Origin of the sequence: Mesorhizobium sp. M0771 (assembly GCF_040320155.1) — a bacterium.
In the GTDB taxonomy this organism is placed as follows: Bacteria; Pseudomonadota; Alphaproteobacteria; order Rhizobiales; family Rhizobiaceae; genus Mesorhizobium.
Genome location: NZ_JAMYPC010000011.1, coordinates 68,287 through 87,025 on the forward strand (window position 1 = coordinate 68,287; position 18,739 = coordinate 87,025).

17 protein-coding genes are annotated in these 18,739 nt (G+C 61.8%); 8 read left to right on the forward strand and 9 right to left on the reverse strand.

Translation table 11 applies throughout. The annotated features are described in order from the left end of the window. Positions 1-16: 16 nt before the first annotated feature. From NKI05_RS18070 to NKI05_RS18100, 7 genes are all read right to left on the reverse strand, one after another. Entirely contained in the window at positions 17-835 is an 819-nt protein-coding gene (locus NKI05_RS18070; protein WP_023815098.1) for an ABC transporter permease, read from the reverse strand. Then, the gene (locus NKI05_RS18075) at positions 832-1,797 is read right to left on the reverse strand and encodes an ABC transporter permease subunit (RefSeq protein WP_031205267.1); all 966 of its coding nucleotides are present in this window, start codon (positions 1,795-1,797) and stop codon (positions 832-834) included. Before NKI05_RS18075 ends, NKI05_RS18070 begins: the two co-directional genes overlap by 4 nt. Positions 1,798-1,806: 9 nt before the next feature. Beyond that, positions 1,807-2,946, reverse strand: coding sequence for an ABC transporter ATP-binding protein (locus tag NKI05_RS18080; protein WP_023689322.1), 1,140 nt, complete (start codon positions 2,944-2,946; stop codon positions 1,807-1,809). An 83-nt stretch (positions 2,947-3,029) separates the two neighbouring features. Further along, positions 3,030-4,127 (reverse strand): polyamine ABC transporter substrate-binding protein, encoded by a 1,098-nt coding sequence (locus NKI05_RS18085; protein ID WP_023669323.1) that lies wholly within the window; start codon positions 4,125-4,127, stop codon positions 3,030-3,032. Between the two features lie 425 nt (positions 4,128-4,552). Further along, positions 4,553-5,506, reverse strand: coding sequence for a DMT family transporter (locus NKI05_RS18090; RefSeq protein ID WP_023729069.1), 954 nt, complete (start codon positions 5,504-5,506; stop codon positions 4,553-4,555). A 161-nt stretch (positions 5,507-5,667) separates the two neighbouring features. Next, positions 5,668-6,567, reverse strand: a complete 900-nt coding sequence (locus tag NKI05_RS18095; protein ID WP_031244436.1) for a DUF2167 domain-containing protein — start codon at positions 6,565-6,567, stop codon at positions 5,668-5,670. Positions 6,568-6,716: 149 nt separating this feature from the next. Next, positions 6,717-8,144, reverse strand: coding sequence for a helix-turn-helix domain-containing protein (locus NKI05_RS18100; protein WP_023815096.1), 1,428 nt, complete (start codon positions 8,142-8,144; stop codon positions 6,717-6,719). 249 nt (positions 8,145-8,393) lie between these two features. Here NKI05_RS18100 and aceA point away from each other — a divergent pair, with 249 nt between their 5' ends. The 3 genes from aceA to NKI05_RS18115 all read left to right on the forward strand — a co-directional run bounded on the left by aceA (position 8,394) and on the right by NKI05_RS18115 (position 10,716). Continuing rightward, positions 8,394-9,683, forward strand: coding sequence for an isocitrate lyase (gene aceA / locus NKI05_RS18105; RefSeq protein ID WP_023806622.1), 1,290 nt, complete (start codon positions 8,394-8,396; stop codon positions 9,681-9,683). Positions 9,684-9,735: 52 nt separating this feature from the next. Next, the gene (locus NKI05_RS18110) at positions 9,736-9,978 is read left to right on the forward strand and encodes an SMc00767 family acetate metabolism repressor (RefSeq protein WP_023669318.1); all 243 of its coding nucleotides are present in this window, start codon (positions 9,736-9,738) and stop codon (positions 9,976-9,978) included. 276 nt (positions 9,979-10,254) lie between these two features. Beyond that, positions 10,255-10,716 (forward strand): response regulator, encoded by a 462-nt coding sequence (locus tag NKI05_RS18115; protein ID WP_023751977.1) that lies wholly within the window; start codon positions 10,255-10,257, stop codon positions 10,714-10,716. A 29-nt stretch (positions 10,717-10,745) separates the two neighbouring features. Here NKI05_RS18115 and NKI05_RS18120 read toward each other — a convergent pair whose 3' ends face one another. Then, entirely contained in the window at positions 10,746-11,447 is a 702-nt protein-coding gene (locus NKI05_RS18120; protein WP_031196692.1) for an HAD family hydrolase, read from the reverse strand. Positions 11,448-11,533: 86 nt separating this feature from the next. Here NKI05_RS18120 and NKI05_RS18125 point away from each other — a divergent pair, with 86 nt between their 5' ends. From NKI05_RS18125 to NKI05_RS18145, 5 genes are all read left to right on the forward strand, one after another. Beyond that, positions 11,534-12,349 (forward strand): class I SAM-dependent methyltransferase, encoded by an 816-nt coding sequence (locus NKI05_RS18125; RefSeq protein WP_155923548.1) that lies wholly within the window; start codon positions 11,534-11,536, stop codon positions 12,347-12,349. Between the two features lie 2 nt (positions 12,350-12,351). Continuing rightward, complete coding sequence (locus NKI05_RS18130) at positions 12,352-13,320, forward strand: ATP-grasp fold amidoligase family protein (protein ID WP_050588078.1); 969 nt, start codon at positions 12,352-12,354, stop codon at positions 13,318-13,320. A gap of 102 nt (positions 13,321-13,422) precedes the next feature. Next, positions 13,423-14,859 (forward strand): glutamine synthetase family protein, encoded by a 1,437-nt coding sequence (locus tag NKI05_RS18135; protein WP_023669313.1) that lies wholly within the window; start codon positions 13,423-13,425, stop codon positions 14,857-14,859. Positions 14,860-14,993: 134 nt separating this feature from the next. Further along, positions 14,994-16,280, forward strand: a complete 1,287-nt coding sequence (locus NKI05_RS18140; protein ID WP_023815095.1) for an NAD(P)/FAD-dependent oxidoreductase — start codon at positions 14,994-14,996, stop codon at positions 16,278-16,280. Between the two features lie 275 nt (positions 16,281-16,555). Beyond that, positions 16,556-17,401: an SH3 domain-containing protein gene (locus NKI05_RS18145; protein ID WP_023815094.1), complete on the forward strand. Its 846-nt coding sequence runs from the start codon at positions 16,556-16,558 to the stop codon at positions 17,399-17,401. A gap of 21 nt (positions 17,402-17,422) precedes the next feature. Here NKI05_RS18145 and NKI05_RS18150 read toward each other — a convergent pair whose 3' ends face one another. Then, positions 17,423-18,718, reverse strand: a complete 1,296-nt coding sequence (locus NKI05_RS18150; protein WP_023697307.1) for a Mur ligase family protein — start codon at positions 18,716-18,718, stop codon at positions 17,423-17,425. Between the last annotated feature and the right edge of the window lie 21 nt (positions 18,719-18,739).

Sequence of the window (18,739 nt, forward strand, 5' to 3'; positions counted from 1 at the left end):
CCCTCGTTTGACGCAATCAACCGCGCTGCGCGGCCTGTTCGTCGAGCTGGCGCTGCACCTCACGCCGCTTGTTGGCGACCGAAGCGATGATGACGCCTACCGCCACGACGGCGATCAGGATGGTGCAGGCGGCGTTGATTTCCGGCGTCACGCCGAGACGCACCTGGCTGTAGATCTTCATCGGCAGCGTGGTGGCGCCGGGCCCGGAGGTGAAGGAGGCGATGACCAGGTCGTCAAGCGACAGGGTGAAGGCCAGCATCCAGCCGGAGACGATGGCCGGCATGATCACCGGCAGCGTGATCTGAAAGAAGGTCTTTACCGGCGTTGCGCCGAGGTCCAAGGCAGCTTCTTCCAGCGAACGATCGAACGACACCAGGCGCGACTGCACGACGACGGCCACGAAGCACATGGTCAAGGTGATGTGAGCAAGCGTCACGGTCAGGAAGCCACGGTCGAGACCGACGGCAACGAACAGCAGCAGCAGCGACAGGCCGGTGATGACTTCCGGCATGACCAGCGGCGCAAACACCATGCCGGAAAACAGGATGCGGCCGCGGAAGCGGGTGTAGCGGGTCAAGGTCAGTGCTGCCAGCGTGCCGAGCACGGTTGCCACAGTGGCGGAGATGACAGCCACACGCGCGGTCACCCAGGTGGCGTCCATCAGCCCCTGATTGTGGAACAGCGAGGCATACCATTTGGTCGAGAAGCCGCCCCAGACGGTGACCAGCTTCGACTCGTTGAAGGAGAAGACGATGAGCAGCACGATCGGCAGATAGAGAAAGGCAAAGCCCAGCACGACCGAGGTGACGTTGAAGCGGCTCCAGGTGGCGTTCATTTGTCCTGCTCCTGGGCGCGTGCCTGGGCCTGCTGGAAGAGCATGATCGGCACGATCAGGAGCAGCAACAGGATGACGGCGACGGCCGACGACACCGGCCAGTCACGGTTGGCGAAGAATTCATTCCACAAGGTCTTGCCGATCATCAGCGTCTGCGAGCCGCCGAGCAGATCGGGAATGACGAACTCGCCAACCGCTGGAATGAACACCAGCAGGCAGCCGGCGATGACCCCGGGCAGCGACAGCGGGAACGTGATCTTCCAGAAGGCTGATGTCGGCGGGCAGCCGAGATCCTTTGCCGCCTCGATCAGCGAATAATCCATTTTTTCCAGCGACGAATAGAGCGGCAGCACCATGAATGGCAGGTAGGAATAGACGATGCCGATGAAGATCGCCGTGTAAGTGTTGAGGATGATCAGTGGCTGATTGATGATGTGCAGCGACAACAGCAGCTGATTGAGCAGACCCTCGGGCTTGAGGATGCCGATCCAGGCATAGACGCGGATCAGGAACGACGTCCAGAACGGCAGGATAACCAGCATCAGCAAGGTCGGACGGATCGTCGCCGGCGCGCGGGCCATGCCGTAGGCGATCGGGAAGCCGACGAGCAAGGTCAGGATCGTCGAGACAGCAGCGATGATAACACTGGTCACGTAGGCTTTGAAGTAAAGCGCGTCCTGCGTTAGCCAGACATAATTGTCGACGCTGAGTTCGCGGAAGCGGACAAAGAACCCGGACATGCCGTCCCTGAAATCGAGCGCCGGCGTGTAGGGCGGCATGGCGATCGCCGACTGCGACAGCGAAATCTTGAAGACGATGATGAACGGGATGAAGAAGAAGAACAGCAGCCAGAGATAAGGCACGATGATGACGAGCCGGCTGACAAAGCCGGCACCGAGCCGGATCAGGAACGGTTTGGCCGCGGCCGATGGACCGGCGTCGGTGAGTGCAATGTTGGACATGGCCGCCCCCTACCGTGTCAGCACGACGCCGGCATCCGGCCGGAAGGAGACCCAGGCGCGGTCGTTCCAGGTCAGCGGGTCCTCGGTGACTCGCGCCGCGTTGAGCGCGCTTGCCCTGATGATCTGCCCGTCATCCAGCCGGATGTGGTAGACGGTCATGTCGCCGAGATAGGCAACGTCGTAGACCTCGCCCTCAAGCGCATTGACGGCGTCGGCCGGTTTCGTCGACGACACCTTGATCTTCTCCGGCCTGATGGCGAAGACGATGTCGGAACCGGCCTTTGTATCGGTGCTGTTTTCGACGACGATCTGGGCCCCTGTCGCGCCGGTGATGCGCGTGGTGTTTGCCGCACGCTCGGCGACCTTGCCCTCGAACATGTTCACATTGCCGACGAAGTGGGCAACGAAGCGCGAACTGGGGGCTTCATAGACTTCCGCCGGCGTCGCCACCTGCATCACCTCGCCCTTGTCGATGATGGCGATGCGGTCGGCCATGGTCATCGCCTCTTCCTGGTCGTGGGTGACGACGACGAAAGTGAGCCCGAGATTTTGCTGCAGGTCCATCAGCTCGAACTGCGTTTCCTCGCGCAGCTTCTTGTCGAGCGCGCCGAGCGGCTCATCGAGCAGCAAGACTTTTGGCCGCTTGGCAACCGAGCGGGCGAGCGCGACGCGCTGGCGCTGGCCGCCCGACAATTGGTGCGGCTTGCGCTTGGCGAACTGCTCTAGCTTCACCAGCTTCAGCATCTCGGCGACGCGCTTTTCGATATCCGGTCCCGGCATGCCTTCCTGCTTGAGGCCGAAGGCAATGTTCTTTTCCACGCTCATATGCGGGAACAGCGCATAGGACTGGAACATCATGTTGACCGGGCGGCGGTAGGGCGGGATGCCGCGCAAGTCCTGGCCGTCGAGAAGGATACGGCCGGCGGTGGGCTCCTCGAAGCCGGCAAGCATCCGCAGCAACGTCGACTTTCCGCAGCCCGACGCGCCGAGCAGGGCGAAGAACTCGCGCTCGAAAATGGTCAGCGACAGATTGTTGACGGCGGTGAAGTCACCGAACTTCTTGGTGACGTTCTCGAATTGGATATATGGCTTGGCGTTCGGGTCGTTCCATGGCGCGAAATCCCTGCGGATGCTGCCAAGCGATTTCATGTCCCACTCCGTCCTATTTTTTTGCTTCTTGCCCCAGAGAAGAATGGTCCCGGCAGGTGGCTGCCGGGACCATGTCGCATTGCTTACTGGCCGGTGACGATCTTGGTCCAGCTGCGCGTGATCAGGCGCTGGGTCTTGGGATCGTAGGGCTGGACCGTATAGAGCTTTTTCAAGGTCTCGGCGTCCGGATAGACCGCCGGATCATCCAGCAGCGCCTTGTCGACGAACTGCTGCGAAGCCTTGTTGCCGTTGGCGTACAGCACATAGTTGGACGACTTGGCGATCACTTCCGGCTTCATCATGTAGTTGAGAAATTCGAGTGCCTCGGCGGCATGCGGCGCATCGGCGGGAATCGCCATCTGGTCGAACCACATCTGGGCGCCTTCCTTGGGCACGGAATAGCCGATCTCGACGCCTTGCTTGGCCTCGACCGCGCGGTTGCGCGCCTGGAAGACGTCACCCGACCAGCCGACCGCCAGGCAGATGTCGCCGTTGGCGAGCGCGTTGATGTATTCGGACGAATGGAATTTGCGGATATACGGACGCACCTTCAGCAACGTCTCCTCGGCCTTTGCGATGTCGTCAGGTGAGGTGCTGTTCGGATCGAGGCCGAGGTATTTGAGCGCCGCCGGGATGATGTCGGCCGGCGAGTCCAGCACATAGACGCCGCAGTCCTTCAGCTTGGCCAGGCTGTCGGGATTGAAGAACACATCCCAGCTGTCGATCTTGTCGGTGCCGAGTGCTGCCTGCACCTTCTTGATGTTGTAGCCGATGCCGACGGTGCCCCACATGTAATTGATCGAGTATTCATTGCCGGGATCGTATTTGGCGGTGCGCTCCGAAACCGTGTCCCACATGTTGGAAATGTTGGGCAGCTTCGACTTGTCGAGCTTCTGGAACACGCCGGCCTGGATCTGGCGGGCCAGGAAGTTGCCGCTGGGCACGACGACGTCATAGCCGCTGCCGCCGGCAAGCAGCTTGGTTTCGAGGATTTCATTGGAATCGAAGGTGTCGTAGACGACCTTGATGCCGGTCTCCTTGGTGAAGTCGTCAATGATCGAACTGTCGATGTAATCCGACCAGTTGAAGACGTTGACGACGCGATCCTCGGCATGGCCGCCAACGGCGAAAAGCGTCAGAAATGCCGAGGTTGCCGAAAGCCAGAGCGCTTTGCGGATCATGCTGTTCTCCTTTGATGAGTGTTCCTTCGCCAAGTCGTCGCTGTTCGAGCGCGATTGGGCATTTGCTTCAGAGTATTGAGCTTTCCGGGCAGCCACAAGCATGAACTGCCAGCGCCGTCCGGGCGGTTCGACGAGCGGCAGATGATGGCTCTGTGTGCCCGCATGGCGGGCGCGCTGACGCCGTCAGAGGCTTTCGCCGCGGCGCTGGCAGGGATACGACGCTGTGGTCCGGTCTTGGTCCGACCGGCGGGGACACTTGGCAAGATAAGCCTGTCTTGTTGTTGCCGTGCCCCAGCCTGCCCGTGCCGCAGCAAGGTTGTCAATGGCCCGCGCGGGGAAGCTCGGTCAATAGGGCGTGCGGCTTCGCTAATTGGGGAAAGGCGGGCGTAATTAGGGAAGACGGGCTCAACCAAGGGAAAGGCGGGTCAATTAGGGGATGGCAGGCCAGTGGTCCCCGGCCGTGCAGGCCTCGCCTGGCGCTTGAATTCAAGCGCGATATGGACGAGCAGCGCGGCGACCACCACCGCGCCGCCGATGATGGTGCGCACCGAGGGCACCTCGCCATGAACGAGCCAGACCCAGATCGGTCCGAGGATCGGCTCGAACGTGCCGAGGAGTGCTGCGATCGCCGCCGGAACCAGCCTCGCGCCGGTGGCGAAGAAGGCAAGGCCCAGGCCGAGATTGATAACGCCGAAGGCAAACAGGAAAGCCATGTCGTGGGTCGACGTGGCAAACTGCGTGGCTTGCGATGCGGCGAAAGCCGCTGCCAGCATCGTGCCGAGGCACGTCGCCGGCGTCATGCGCACATGGGCGAAGCGCCGGGTGATGACGGTGGCAATCGAGAACATGACGGCGATCAGCAGCGACAGCCCGTCGCCGATGGGCGATACGGCGCCGTCGAGCGATTCCGACACCATGATGGCGACGCCGGCGATGACGGCGGCGATCGCCACCCAGGTCGCGACGGCGACGCGTTCGCGAAACAGCACCCAGGCAAGCAATGCCGCCAGCAGCGGCACACCGGCCTGCATCAACAGGATATTGGCAACGGTGGTGTAGGCGAGCGCGACAACGAAGCACGTCGACGCCGTGGCGAAACAGACGGCCACGGCAAGGCCGGGCAGGCCCATGTCGCGAAACAGCCGCAACATGCCGCGCCAGCCGTCGCGCCAGGCCATGAAGCAAATCAGGAACACAGCCGCCCACAGCGAGCGCCAGAACACCACCGTCCAACTGTCAGCGGTGTCGATGAAGCGGGCGATGGTGCCGCCAAAGCTCCACATCAGCGCCGACAGGAACACCAGCAGCAAGCCGACCCGCTCTTCGCGCGGCGAGACGATCGGCGGTGCGGCGATTGGAGAAGATGCGGTATCGGTCATGGGGTGCGACTGTCGGCTATCTCGGGGTGGCATGATGCACAATGGACGACAGAAACGTGCCGTATTCGCCTAGCGCATAGGCTACCGCCGGACGTGACCCAGCCCGGCATTCCCTTTGGCGCACCGCCAACCGGCAGCCATACGGGCAAACACCGCCGTTTCTAGGACATGCCCTTGTTGCCGCGGATAAAGCGCCAGAGACCGGCCAACGGTACCAGCAGCAGAATGCCGAACTTTTTCAGGGCGATGAGCGCGACTGCAATCAGGCCGGCCTTTGCCGCGAGTTTTCCGGCGATGAGGCCGCCAATGCCAACCGCGGCGACCGTGTCGGTGCCTGGCAGAAAATCGGTGTATTTCTTGCCGGTGTTGAAGTCCGCCACGCCCAGCACTTCGTCCAGGCTCTGCTTGATCTCCGGCAATTGTTCGACCGTAGCGATGTAGCTCATCACGAAGACGCCTTCCCGGCCGAGGAAACGGACGTCGTAATTGAGCGTGTGGACGGTATCGTCTCCGAACTGCAGTTCCTTGGCCCAGTGCAGCCGCTTGTGGACGAAATCATAGACCGGCGGCGAGGCCCAGCCGATCAGCTTGATCGGGGGAAAGCCGTCCTTCACCCGCTGATCGTTGGCCGACAATGTGTCCGCCTGCATGCTGCTCAGCAATTCGGTGTAGTCGATGGATGCGGCGTCGGCGTCATCGACATGGCCGATCTTTTCATAGCGCAATTCGATGCCCCAACCGTTGCCGGCGATGGGCTCGTACTTGGCCGGGAAGATCATGCCGATTGCTTCGGACGCGGTATCAGGCGGATTGCCCCAGGCCTCGGTCAGGACGGACGTCGCGTCCTTCTTGCCCAGAAAATAGAACTTGTCCTTGAGATCGAGATGGATGCCTTCGGGAAGGTCGACCGCGCCGGTCTTTGGATCGATTTTGTCCAGGAATGCCTTGCCGTCGTCACTATACTGTTGATAGTCCTTGAAGAATTCCGAGGATTTTTCTGCCAGAACAGGCCCCGCCAAAAGGGCAAGCGCCACGCCAAGCCACAAAGCTTTCCTGTTCATAAGCCGTCCCCCCTTGGCTGCCCTGCAGCTCACCTTCGATAGCGCAGCGCCGATGCTTAATCAATATTTGGTTCTGCGATGGTTCGGGCCGCGCTCTATTGCTTAGCGCAAACAACTGCGGTCTTCCGCGACCTCCTGCCCGAGAAGCATCACTGGAAATCGAAGGCGCTCAGGCCCGTCGCCATCTCGTCCAGGCCCAGCGGACGGGTCACCGGCGGCTCGGCGCGGGCGAGGCAGCCGATGCGTTCGCACAGCCGGCAAGCGGGACCGACCGGCGTGGCGGCGCCCTGTCCGGCCTTTGCCGGCAGCCCGGCGCCATAGACGATCTCGTCGCGAAAGCCGATATCGCAGCCCAACAGCAGCGCGGTGCGGCGCGGGCGCTCGGAGAACGAACCCTGCGGCCCCTCGAGCGTGCGTGCGATGCAGAGGAACTCGGCGCCGTCGGGCATTTCCACCGCCTCGACCAGTATCTGGCCAGGCGAAGCGAAAGCGGCATGGACCGGCAGTTTCGGGCAGCCGCCGCCAAAGCGGCTTTGCGGAAAGCCCTGGCCGCCGGCCTTGCGGAAGCGGTTGCCGGCATTGTCGACCTCGAGCATGAAGAACGGCACTCCGGACAAGCCAGGGCGCTGCAGCATGGTCAGGCGGTTCGCCGCCTGTTCGAAGGAGACGCCGAAACGCGAGCGCAGCACATCGATGTCGTAACGAGCCCGCACGGCGGCGGCATGAAATGCCTGATAGGGCATCATCAAGGCATTGGCGGCGTAGCGGCCGAACTCGAAGCGGGCGAGCCGACGGGCTTCGTCCGTACCGAGCTTCAGCGTCTGAATTTCGCCGGCGACAGCGACCGTCATGCGGATCAGGCAGGCCTCCATGGCGACTTCGCGCAACTGGTCGAACGGCGACAGCCGCTCCGATAGAAAAAGACGCTGCGAATGACGGTCATAACGGCGGCGCCAGTTCGGCATGGTGGCGACCGGCAGCACCTTGACGACGATGCCATACTCGCGCTTCAGCCACGCCTTCAGCGCGCCGAACAGATCGTCGCCGGGGTCGAGCACCGAGGTGAAGGCCTCGGCCTCCTCCTCGAGTGCTGCAAAATGGTTCGGCCGGCGCTCGAAAATCTCGTGCACTTCGTCGATCGGCAGCCGCGCACCGGACAGCGCCGTGGCGCGGCCCTCGCGCGCCAGAAGCTCGTTGAGATCGGACAGCCGCTCGGCCTGCTCGCGGTAAGCGCGAAACAGTTTTATCATCGCAGCCGATGCGTTGGGGGCGGCCTCGGCCAGTTCGATCAGTTCCTGGTCGCTCGGCAGCTCACCGGCAAGCAGCGGGTCGCCGAACACTTCCTTCAAGGCCGAGATCGACCCTCTCGCCTCACCCTGCAATTCATGCGGGTCGACCTTGTAGACAGAGGCCAGCTTCAGGATCAGCTGCACCGTCAGCGGCCGCTGGTTGCGCTCGATCAGGTTGAGATAGGACGGCGAGATGCCGAGCCCCTCGGCCATCGCCGTCTGGGTCAGGCCTTTGGCGATGCGGATGCGGCGGATGCGCGGCCCGGCGAATATCTTCTGGTCGGCCATCGGCTTTCCTTGACAGGAATTTACACGACTTGCGAGCGATGAACGGCGCACCATCTTTTTACAATCATGACAGATTTACAGCGTCAAGCAGTCACACACAACACAGGTTTTCTCTTATTTTCCACCGGAAATAGCGGTTTCCCTCGCTCTCGTCGCGGCGCAATGTAAATGATGTCACACACAGACGACGCACACTATCCCAGGGCGCGGCGTTTCAAGACACTGGCATCGATTGATCTGGAGTGACCAATGACTGATTTTTACAATCTTGTCCCATCCGCGCCCGAAGGCCGCTTCGACAGCATCGAACGAGCCTATTCGCCGGACGATGTGAAGCGGCTGCGCGGGTCGGTCCAGATACGCCAGAGTCTTGCCGAAATGGGCGCCAACCGGCTGTGGAAGCTCATCCACGAGGAAGACTTCGTCAATGCACTCGGCGCCATGTCGGGCAACCAGGCGATGCAGCAGGTGCGTGCCGGGCTGAAGGCAATCTATCTCTCGGGCTGGCAGGTCGCCGCCGACGCCAACACCGCGTCGGCCATGTATCCGGACCAGTCGCTCTATCCCGCCAATGCGGCTCCCGAACTGGTCAAGCGCATCAACCGCACGCTGCAGCGCGCCGATCAGATCGAGACCTCGGAAGGCAACGGCCTGTCGGTCGACACATGGTTCGCGCCGATCGTCGCCGATGCCGAGGCCGGCTTCGGCGGACCGCTCAACGCCTTCGAGATCATGAAGGCGTTCATCGAGGCGGGCGCTGCCGGCGTCCACTATGAGGACCAGCTGGCCTCTGAGAAGAAGTGCGGCCATCTCGGCGGCAAAGTGCTGATCCCGACCGCCGCGCATATCCGCAACCTCAACGCGGCGCGTCTGGCGGCCGACGTGATGGGCACGCCGACGCTAGTCGTGGCACGCACCGATGCGGAAGCGGCAAAGCTTCTGACCTCCGACATTGACGAGCGCGACCAGCCTTTCGTCGACTACGATGCCGGCCGCACGGCTGAAGGCTTCTACCAGGTCAGGAACGGCATCGAACCGTGCATCGCGCGCGCCGTTGCCTATGCGCCGCATGCCGACCTGATCTGGTGCGAAACATCCAAGCCCGATCTGGCGCAGGCCAAGAAATTCGCCGAAGGCGTGCGCAGGCATCATCCGGGCAAGCTGCTCGCCTATAATTGCTCGCCGTCGTTCAACTGGAAGAAGAACCTCGACGACGCGACGATCGCCAAGTTCCAGCGCGAGCTCGGCGCCATGGGCTACAAGTTCCAGTTCATCACGTTGGCCGGGTTCCACCAGCTCAACTTCGGCATGTTCGAGCTGGCCCGCGGCTACAAGGCGCGGCAGATGGCCGCCTATTCCGAGCTGCAGGAAGCCGAGTTCGCGGCCGAAGTCCACGGCTACACCGCGACCAAGCACCAGCGCGAGGTCGGCACCGGCTATTTCGACGCCGTCTCAATGGCGATCAGCGGCGGCCAGTCCTCGACCGCCGCCATGCATGAATCGACTGAGCACGCCCAGTTCAAGCCGGCAGCGGAATGAACCGATCGACATAACCAACAGAGGAAACGCCCGAAGGGCAAGGGAGAAGAAAATGGCATCCATAAGCCGCGTCAAGGAACGTGCAGAAGAGCAGTCCACCACGATGAGTGTCGACCAACAGGCGACCATCCGCATGCTGGCCAACGACCTGCACCGGCTCAATCAATCGGTGATGAAGGCAGTGGAGGCCGGCGTCTCGGTGGAACTGGTGCGCTCGGCCCGGCATCATGGCGGCGACGGCAATTGGGGCGACCTGCTGATCCCGGTGATCGTCACGCAGAAGAGTCACGGCTGATCTTCCCTAACGGAAGCTTTGTGCTTGTGGAACCTATGGGCCCCGCCGCTCACTGGCCGATTTCAACGTCACCCGCGGGTTTTCAGCGCGGGTGACTTTCGCTTTTGAGCGTAAACTTAACTACAGTTCGAAAACAGACCTTGTCTCCGGGTTTTAATATTTCCGGCTATATTTCGCAGGTCCGTCATTTCAGCTTGACATGGCGGGCGATCTCACGCCAATTGGCTCTCGGATTTCAACCCTGCATTGAAGCAGCGCCGAGTGCCCGCCCCGCCCATGTGCCCTGTGAACCGCGAGACCGACACCGCCAAACATCTGAATTCGTCAAGCAGGGATGCGAACTCCGAGATATCAACGGATTTCTCCCACGTGCTGGTCGTTGGAAAATCGCCGATCAACCGGGTGGTGGTGTCGAAGATCGTCGAGAAGTCCGGACTGAAGCCGATCTCCGAGTCGCCCGAAATGGCGGCCAAGACATTGCGAACCCTCATTCCGGGCGCCGTCGTTCTCGATGGCGGCCCCGACAACGAGGACTGCCGCGCGCTGATTGCGGCCATCGACGCCTTGCGGCGGACATCTGGGCGGTCGCTCCCCAAGGTGATCCTGCTTTCAACCAAGACCGGCACGCCCGACAGCCTGGGTCTGTCGAGCGTGGTCGATGTGGTGGTAACCAAGCCGATCACCACCGAAAGGCTGCAGCCGGTGGTCGACCGGCTGATCAGTCTCGGGCGCGGCTGATCGCAATCCGCCCGAACGCGTGCGGGCGGTCAGCCTTCCTTGCCGATGCTCTCGATCAAAGCCGGCAGTTCGCCAAGATCTACAAGCTGACGAAAACGCGGTGCCTCGACCGGCGGCTCGACGTGTTCGAGCACCCAGGTCAGCTCGTGCGGCACATACACACCCCAGCTGCCGGCCTCGATGGCCGGCACCACGTCCGACTTGAGCGAATTGCCGACCATCATGCTGGTCTGCGGGCTGCCGTGACGGCCAAAGATCCTGGCATAGGTGGCGGCGCTCTTGTCGCTGACGATCTCGACGGCATCGAACAGGTCGCCAAGGCCGGACGCCGCCAGCTTGCGCTCCTGGTCGAACAGATCGCCCTTGGTGATCAGCACCAGATGGTAGGCGCCGGCGAGCTTTTCGACTGTCTCGCGCGCATGCGGCAGCGCCTCGACAGGATGGCCGAGCATGTCCCGGCCGGCGGCAAGGATTTCGGCGATCGTCGAGGCCGGCACACGGCCCTCGGTCACTTCTATCGCCGTTTCGATCATCGACAAGGTAAAGCCCTTGATGCCGAAGCCGTAGACGGCAAGGTTGCGCTTCTCGGCCTCCAGCAGCCGTGCCGAAATGTGCTCGGCCTCGCCATGGTCGGCGAGCAGGGTTGCAAAATGCTTCTCGGTCAGGCGGAAGAACTGTTCGTTCTGCCATAGGGTATCGTCGGCGTCGAAGCCGATAGTGGTCAGGGGCATGGTCGACTGTCCCGTTCAAGTGAAGGCAATGATGTAGACGTTGTCGCCGCACACTGCTAGCTACGGCAAGGGAATGGTGGGAAGCAATGCCGGAATTGGGCGCCTGGAAGCGTGAACTGGAGCAAATTGTGGGCTCCTTGCCAGGGCGTACTCCGACTGAACTCATAAATGCCATCCGAGATCTTGGCATCGCCATGGGACACGATACCGGCGAGGCGTTGCTTGAAAACTACCCGGAGATCCTTTCGTACCGACCGGCGCTGACCGCCGCATTCGGCAAGATGGTGCAGGAGCAAGATACCGCCGAGATCAGGCACATGCTGGATCAGGATCTGAGCGGTCCGGCATCCTTCGGGCAGATCGCAGCGGGAAAAACAAGCATCGGCGTGCTGTCATCCAGGGATGCGTATAATCGCCTGAACGAAGTCTTCGATCACGTCGATTTCGGCAGCTGCTGCCGCGCTGTCATGGTCGGCTGCGGAGGGCGTCCGTTTACGATGTTCCGCATACACGACCAGACTGTCGTCCCCGAAATCATCGGTCTCGATATTGTGCCTGAAGCGGTCGAAACGGCAAACAGGCTTGCGGCCAAGCTCGGCTATGTGCGGATGCGGGCCGAGCTTTGCGACGGCCGCGACTATGACTATGGCGAGGCGCAGGTCGTTTACGTCGCCAGCATGGTATCGCCCAAGGCAGCGGTGGTTTCTCGCATAGCCGATACCGCGCCTCAAGGTGTGCAGATCGTCTTGTGGGAGCCGGTCTCGCTTGGCAGGCTGTGGGCGGAAAGCGTAGAAAGAACGCTTGATCCCCGGCTTGCGGTTACCGGCCGCACGAGCATCCATCGAAATATGACGCGGGACGTGTTCGTTGCACGCGGGAGTGTTCCCAGGCCAGCAAGCTGATCATGCCAGGGCTGCGGATGAGCGACCGCGTGCTGCTTACCCTGGTACAGGCATGGTGCCTTGTCCGCCATCCGATGATTTGCGCCCGCACCTTCAATCATAGCGGCGTGCTGCCCGATCCGGCAAGGCCCGCTTCCTATGCAGACAAGTTCCTGTGGCGCAAGATTTTCGACCACAATCCCTTCTTCACCACGGCTTGCGACAAGCTCGCCTCGAAAGCCTACGCTCTGTCCACCTGTCCAGAACTCAAGACCGCTGCGGTTCTGTGGTCCGGATATGACGCGGCAGAACTTCCGGCGGAGCTGCTCACCGGCAATGTCATGGTGAAGGCCAATCATGGCTGCCGCTGGAACATGATGGTCCGCAACGGTGAGGTAGACAGAGCTAGGCTGCGCCGGCGTACGGCACGCTGGATGCGCCACCGCTACGGCAGGAAGCTCGGCGAATGGGGCTACAAGCACGCCAGCAGGCGCATCCTCGTGGAAGAGATGCTCCTCGAGGACGGTCAGCCCGTTGCTTTGGAGTACAAATTCCACGTGTCTAACGGGACGACGGCCTATGTCTATGCCGCGCGTCGGGATGAGCACGGCAACGAACAGAAATGTCATTTCGACCGTGACGGAACCTACGCGCCGCCACCGCCAGGCAGCGGCCCCCAGTGGGTCCGGATCGACCTGCCGGCATCCTTCCCGCGCATGCTTGCCATCGCCGAGCGGCTGACCGCGCCGTTCGATCACATGCGATGCGATTTCTACGAAATCGAAGGCGCGATCTTCTTTTCCGAATTCTCGGTCTATCCGCTATCCGGCAAAGGCATCATCAACACAAGGCTCAGGGATCTGTGCGCAGACAGCTGGAACCTCAGCCAATCCTGGTTCCTGACCGCGCCGCAAAGCGGATGGCGCAGGCGCTATGCCGGTGCCTTGCGCAGATGGCTGGGCGCAAATGCGCCGCCCGGCAAGGCCGTCTGACATAGGCCGTTCAGCCTCGTTGCCGCACCTATCGGGCCGGCTCCCCTTCCCTTCCATCACCGGCAACGGCTATACTCCCAAATCCGCAACCCAAACTGGTGAATGATGCCGCCTGCGAAAAAGGAAGTCCGTCCGTCGACCCGCGGAGGACGCGTCCGAACGCCTGCCTTCGTGAAAAATCAACGCGGCGTGAAGAACTGGAAGGAAGTCAGCGCTTGGCTGGAATGGCGCGGCATCGAAGACATAGAATGCATCACGCCTGATCAGGCTGGCGTCGCGCGCGGCAAGATGATGCCTTCGAAGAAATTCACTTCCAACACCTCGCTGGCGCTGCCATCGGCAGTGTTCATGACGACGATTTCGGGCGGCTATCCCGAGGATGGCAACGGTTTCCACTATCCGGAGGATGATGGCGACCTAAAGCTGATGCCGGATCTGTCGACGTTGACCGTCGTGCCGTGGGAAGAAGACCCGACGGCCGCCGTCATCTGCGACCTCGTCCATCAGGATGGCCGTTCGGTCGAGTTCACGCCGCGCAACGTCCTGAAGCGCGTGGTAGCAGCCTATGACAAGCGCGGGCTGAAGCCGGTGGTGGCGCCCGAGATCGAATTCTATCTGGTGCGCAAGAACCCCGACCCGGATTATCCGCTGACCCCACCCGTCGGGCGTTCCGGACGGGCAATCGGCGGCGGCGCCGGCTATTCGATCGCCGGCGTCAACGAGTTCGACGAACTGATCGACGACATCTACCATTTCTCCGAAAGCCAGGGCCTGGAGATCGACACGCTGATCCACGAGGAAGGCGCCGGCCAGCTCGAGATCAATCTGCGTCACGGCGATCCGGTCGAGCTCGCCGACCAGGTGTTCATGTTCAAACGCACCATCCGCGAGGCAGCGCTGAAGCATGAGATCTATGCCACCTTCATGGCCAAGCCGATCCAGGGCCAGCCAGGTTCTGCCATGCACATCCACCAGTCGATCATCGACAAGAAGACCGGGCTGAATATCTTTTCGGCGAAGGACGGCTCGGAAACCGACGACTTCTTCCATTTCATCGGCGGCATGCAGAAGCATGTGCCGAACGCGCTGGTGATGTTTGCCCCTTACGTCAATTCCTACCGCCGGCTGACGCAGTCGGCCTCGGCGCCGGTCAACAACAAATGGGGCTATGACAACCGCACCACGGCGTTCCGCGTGCCGCGCTCGGACCCGGCGGCGCGGCGTGTCGAAAACCGCATCCCGTCTTCCGACGCCAACCCCTATCTGGCGCTGGCGGCCTCACTTGCCTGCGGGCTGATCGGCATCACCAACAAGATCAAGGCCGAGCCTCCGGTGCTGACCACCGCAAACGCCGATGAGATCGACCTGCCACGCGGCCTGCTCGAAGCCGTCGATCTTTTCGAAGGCGACGAGGAACTATGCGCTCTTCTGGGCAAGTCCTTCGCCGCAACCTATGCAGCGATCAAGCGGGCGGAGTTCGAGACCTTCATGGAAGTGATCAGCCCGTGGGAGCGGGAGTATCTGTTGCTCAACGTGTGAGCGGCGACTTCGTCGTGTGAATGGTGAATAGTGAATGGTGAGTAGTTTCATATTGGATGGATGAGCGCAGACGTCGTGCGTCTCGCAGCCATTCACCATTCACCATTCACCATTCACCATTGGCTGGTGTCCCCATGCCTTACCAATCACCTACCTCCCCCGGTCGCTCCTGGTACGAAGACACAGCCGGACCACGCCCTGAGTACCCTGCCCTGGAGGGCGACCGCAGCTGCGACGTCGTCGTCGTCGGCGGTGGCTTCACCGGGCTGTCGGCGGCCGCTCATTTGGCGAAGGCGGGAGCCGACGTCGTTCTGATCGAGGCGCATCGCTTCGGCGACGGCGCTTCAGGGCGCAATGGCGGCCAGCTCGGCACGGGCCAGCGCGCCTGGGCCGAAGAGATGGAGGCCGAATACGGCTTCTCCCGCGCCAAGGCGCTGTTCGACCTTGCCGAGGAGGCGAAAGCGCACCTGCTCGAATTCGCCGCCGTCAACCAGATCGACATCGACTATATGCCCGGCCAGTTGTCCGTGGCGCACAAGCCGCGTTATCTCGACGACTACAAGGCGCATGCCGAGATCATGGCGGGCCGCTTCAATTATCCGCACATCGCCTTCATGGATGCCAGGGAAACGGCCGAACGGCTGGGCTCCACACGCTACTTCGGCGGCACCCGCGACACCGGCACCGGACACATCCACCCGATGAAGCTGGTGATCGGCACGGCAAAGGTCGCGGCAGCGGCCGGCGCGCACCTGTTCGAGCAGACACTATCGACCGGTGTTACCTCCAGCGGCGGCAAGGTCAGGGTGACGACTTCGAGAGGAACCATCACCGCCCAGAAATGCCTGATCGGTGTAAATGCCTATGGCGGCACGCTCGAGCCGGTGAGTGCCGCGCACATCATGCCCATCGGTTCCTTCATCGGCGCGACGGTGCCGCTGGGCGTCGATTCGAAAGTGCTGCCGGGCGGCGAGGCGGTCGACGATTCGCGTTTCGTCGTGCGTTATTTCCGCAAATCCAGGGATGGAAGGCTGCTGTTCGGCGGGCGCGAGGTCTATGGCGTCAACGATCCGAAGGACATCCATGTCCATATCCGCCGGCAAATAGCCGAGCTTTATCCGGAACTGAGCGATGTCGAGATCACCCATGGCTGGGGCGGCTATGTCGGCATCACCATGCCCAGGAAACCGTTCGTGCGCGAGGTGATGCCCAATGTGATCTCGGCCGGAGGCTATTCCGGCCACGGCGTGATGCTGTCGAACTTCTTCGGCAAGCTCTATGCCCAGACCGTCGCCGGCAACCGCGACAGACTGAAGCTGATCGAGGACCTGAACATCCCGGCTTTCCCCGGCGGCCGGCGATTTAGAACGCCATTATTGTTCTTGGCACTGAACTGGTTTGCCCTGAGGGACAGAATATAGGGAAAGTATCTCATATCAGCCGTGGCTGGTACTGAGCTGATTCTATTGAGCTGTTGGTTGCCGCAGCGAGACGTTGCAGAATCCTTAACAAGAGCGCACAATTCCCCTGAGGGCGCACTGATGCCACAATCAAGGGCAAAGGATGCCGGTTCTGGGCGATTGAACGGGGATTTCTGCGGGCCTGCCCGCTTTGTTGTTGGGACCGATGCCGATCGAATGCCGGGCTGCCGGCGCCGATCGAAAGAACACCGGCTCATCTTTTGGAGGTGGCAAGAGTGAACGAGCCCTTCAGTTTCGGCGCGCCGGAACGTCGGCGCTTCGCCATGCAATTCGGTTATGACATGCGGCCCTCCTTCTGGCAGGGGGTGCGCACGAATTCGCATCTGGTGATCGCCGCGGTCGGCACCGCAGCGCTGCTTGGTGTGGCGGGCATAGCCCTTTGGCTGGCATTGCCGGCCAACGACCGGCAAGCGATCGCCAGCACACAGCAGAACGTTCCGACTTTTCCGGTCAAGACGACCAAGATTGCCCCGGTCGCGGCGACGGCTACCGCGGTAGCGGCGCCACAAGCCGCGCGCAAGGGCGACGCGGTTTCATCGACGGTCGCTGTGGGTGGGGCTGCGATGCCGCCGCTGTCGGCCAACGATCCGCGCTGGACTGCGGCGCAATCCAACAGCGACCCTGCCGCGACGCCATCCGATCAGGCGCCTGCCGAGCACGCTGCCGCCAAACCGTCCGATGCCGCGGCATTCGAAGAACCGGCGGCCCAGGGCGACGCCACGACGCAGTTGTCAAAGGTCGCTGCTCCCGCCAATGACGACGACGCGGAAACCGCCGCCATACCGACGCCAAAACCGCAACTTCCAGACGAGCAATCTTCCGCCGCAACGAACGATACCCAGGCCAAGGCCAAGCCACAGAAGGTGGCTGCTGCCGCCGGCACCGGACGCATCCTCAGGACGGTGACAATGCGCAGCGGTCCGCAGAAAAACGCCGCCGCCATGGGGACCGTGCCCGCCAAGTCGTCGGTGCAGGTGGTAAGTTGCAAGAAATGGTGCCAGATCGTCTACAACGGCAAGCGCGGCTGGATCTACAAGAGCTACATCAAGACCGGGGCTTGAGACGCAAGCCGCCAGATCTGGTCAGCCGCCGAGCAACCACCTGAAACGGTGTCTCCTGCGAGCAAGTTTGCGCTTCGCCAGGAAATCCCGCTGTTCCTCGAACGGCACCTCATAGAGGCCGCACATTTGGCAGCTTTCCGACTTGCGGCATATCGGGACCCAGCATTTGACGTCGTGTGTCCAGGCGAGCGCGATCCTTTCCAGATGAAGGTTGGACGAACTTTTCAGCAGAATCAGTTCTCCTGGGACTGCCGTCCGTTTGATATGATCCGAAACTTCCTTGGCAGTGCGAAGCTCAATGAAACGGCCGCTGTCGCGGTCGGCCTGGCTGGCGCGAGAGCGATGCGCATTGTCGCCGGTATAAATGACCTCATCGGCGATTTCGCGCGCGATGTTGTAGGCGGCGCCGTATTTCCTCGACGAGCCGGCGTAGTCCGATATCTGCCCCAGCACAATGCGCTTGCGAGCACCCTTGGCCTTTGCAATCATCTCCAGGGCAATGTTGAGCGAATGCCAGGGCGCTTTGGCCGTATCGACCAGGAATTTCGGACCCGCGGATACCTCTTGCACCGTAGAGCGGTTGGGCAGTGGTGCAAACGATGCCGTTCTCGCTACGACTTGCTCTGGCGGGACGCCAAGTTCCAAGGCGGCGGCAACAGCCGCTGCAGTCGGCAGCCAGAATTGCTCGCCGGGAAAAGGCGCTTGAATATTCAGGCTGCCACCGCGCCAATGAAGGGTGAACCGCAGCAATTCCGGATACGCGGCATGCACGTCGCTCACGCGGTAGTCTGCCTCGCCGGACTGGCCGAAGGTCGCAATCCGGCATTTCGCGCCAGACGCCATGCCGATCACCAGTGGGTCATCGCAATTGAGAACCGCAAGTCCATCGGGTTGGAGTGCCCCGACCAGCGCCCGCTTCTCTCCCGCCACAGCTTCCAGAGTCTTGAACTTGCCGAAATGCTCCAGACGGATCATCGTAACCACCGCCACACTCGGCTTCAGCATCTGCGCCATGGCGCTGATCGTGCCGAAGTCGGAAGCGCCGGCTTCGAAAACGACGTAATCGACTTTGCCGGCCTTCCTCAGGCGCTTGTAAAGCGTTCGGATGAGCGCAGGCATTGTATTGGCCTGGGCCTGTAGATGCACCTTGCCTTGGGCGGCCAGTATGTGTGCAAGCAGGCTGGTGGATGTGGATTTGCCGGAGCTGCCGGTAATGCCGATGAACGTCGCCTTGTTACGCGCCCGCACCCAGCGCGCCTGCAGCCGTCGCAGCGCCCAGCCCAAGTCCTTGCGAATTTTCAGCAATTCCAGTTTCACACCCCGCCAGCTTTTAGCCCA

Coding starts and splice junctions, on each gene's coding strand:
- NKI05_RS18070 (WP_023815098.1), bottom strand. CDS start 835: ATGAACGCCACCTGGAGCCGCTTCAACGTCACCTCGGTCGTGCTGGGC.
- NKI05_RS18075 (WP_031205267.1), bottom strand. CDS start 1,797: ATGTCCAACATTGCACTCACCGACGCCGGTCCATCGGCCGCGGCCAAA.
- NKI05_RS18080 (WP_023689322.1), bottom strand. CDS start 2,946: ATGAAATCGCTTGGCAGCATCCGCAGGGATTTCGCGCCATGGAACGAC.
- NKI05_RS18085 (WP_023669323.1), bottom strand. CDS start 4,127: ATGATCCGCAAAGCGCTCTGGCTTTCGGCAACCTCGGCATTTCTGACG.
- NKI05_RS18090 (WP_023729069.1), bottom strand. CDS start 5,506: ATGACCGATACCGCATCTTCTCCAATCGCCGCACCGCCGATCGTCTCG.
- NKI05_RS18095 (WP_031244436.1), bottom strand. CDS start 6,567: ATGAACAGGAAAGCTTTGTGGCTTGGCGTGGCGCTTGCCCTTTTGGCG.
- NKI05_RS18100 (WP_023815096.1), bottom strand. CDS start 8,144: ATGGCCGACCAGAAGATATTCGCCGGGCCGCGCATCCGCCGCATCCGC.
- aceA (WP_023806622.1), top strand. CDS start 8,394: ATGACTGATTTTTACAATCTTGTCCCATCCGCGCCCGAAGGCCGCTTC.
- NKI05_RS18110 (WP_023669318.1), top strand. CDS start 9,736: ATGGCATCCATAAGCCGCGTCAAGGAACGTGCAGAAGAGCAGTCCACC.
- NKI05_RS18115 (WP_023751977.1), top strand. CDS start 10,255: ATGTGCCCTGTGAACCGCGAGACCGACACCGCCAAACATCTGAATTCG.
- NKI05_RS18120 (WP_031196692.1), bottom strand. CDS start 11,447: ATGCCCCTGACCACTATCGGCTTCGACGCCGACGATACCCTATGGCAG.
- NKI05_RS18125 (WP_155923548.1), top strand. CDS start 11,534: ATGCCGGAATTGGGCGCCTGGAAGCGTGAACTGGAGCAAATTGTGGGC.
- NKI05_RS18130 (WP_050588078.1), top strand. CDS start 12,352: ATGCCAGGGCTGCGGATGAGCGACCGCGTGCTGCTTACCCTGGTACAG.
- NKI05_RS18135 (WP_023669313.1), top strand. CDS start 13,423: ATGATGCCGCCTGCGAAAAAGGAAGTCCGTCCGTCGACCCGCGGAGGA.
- NKI05_RS18140 (WP_023815095.1), top strand. CDS start 14,994: ATGCCTTACCAATCACCTACCTCCCCCGGTCGCTCCTGGTACGAAGAC.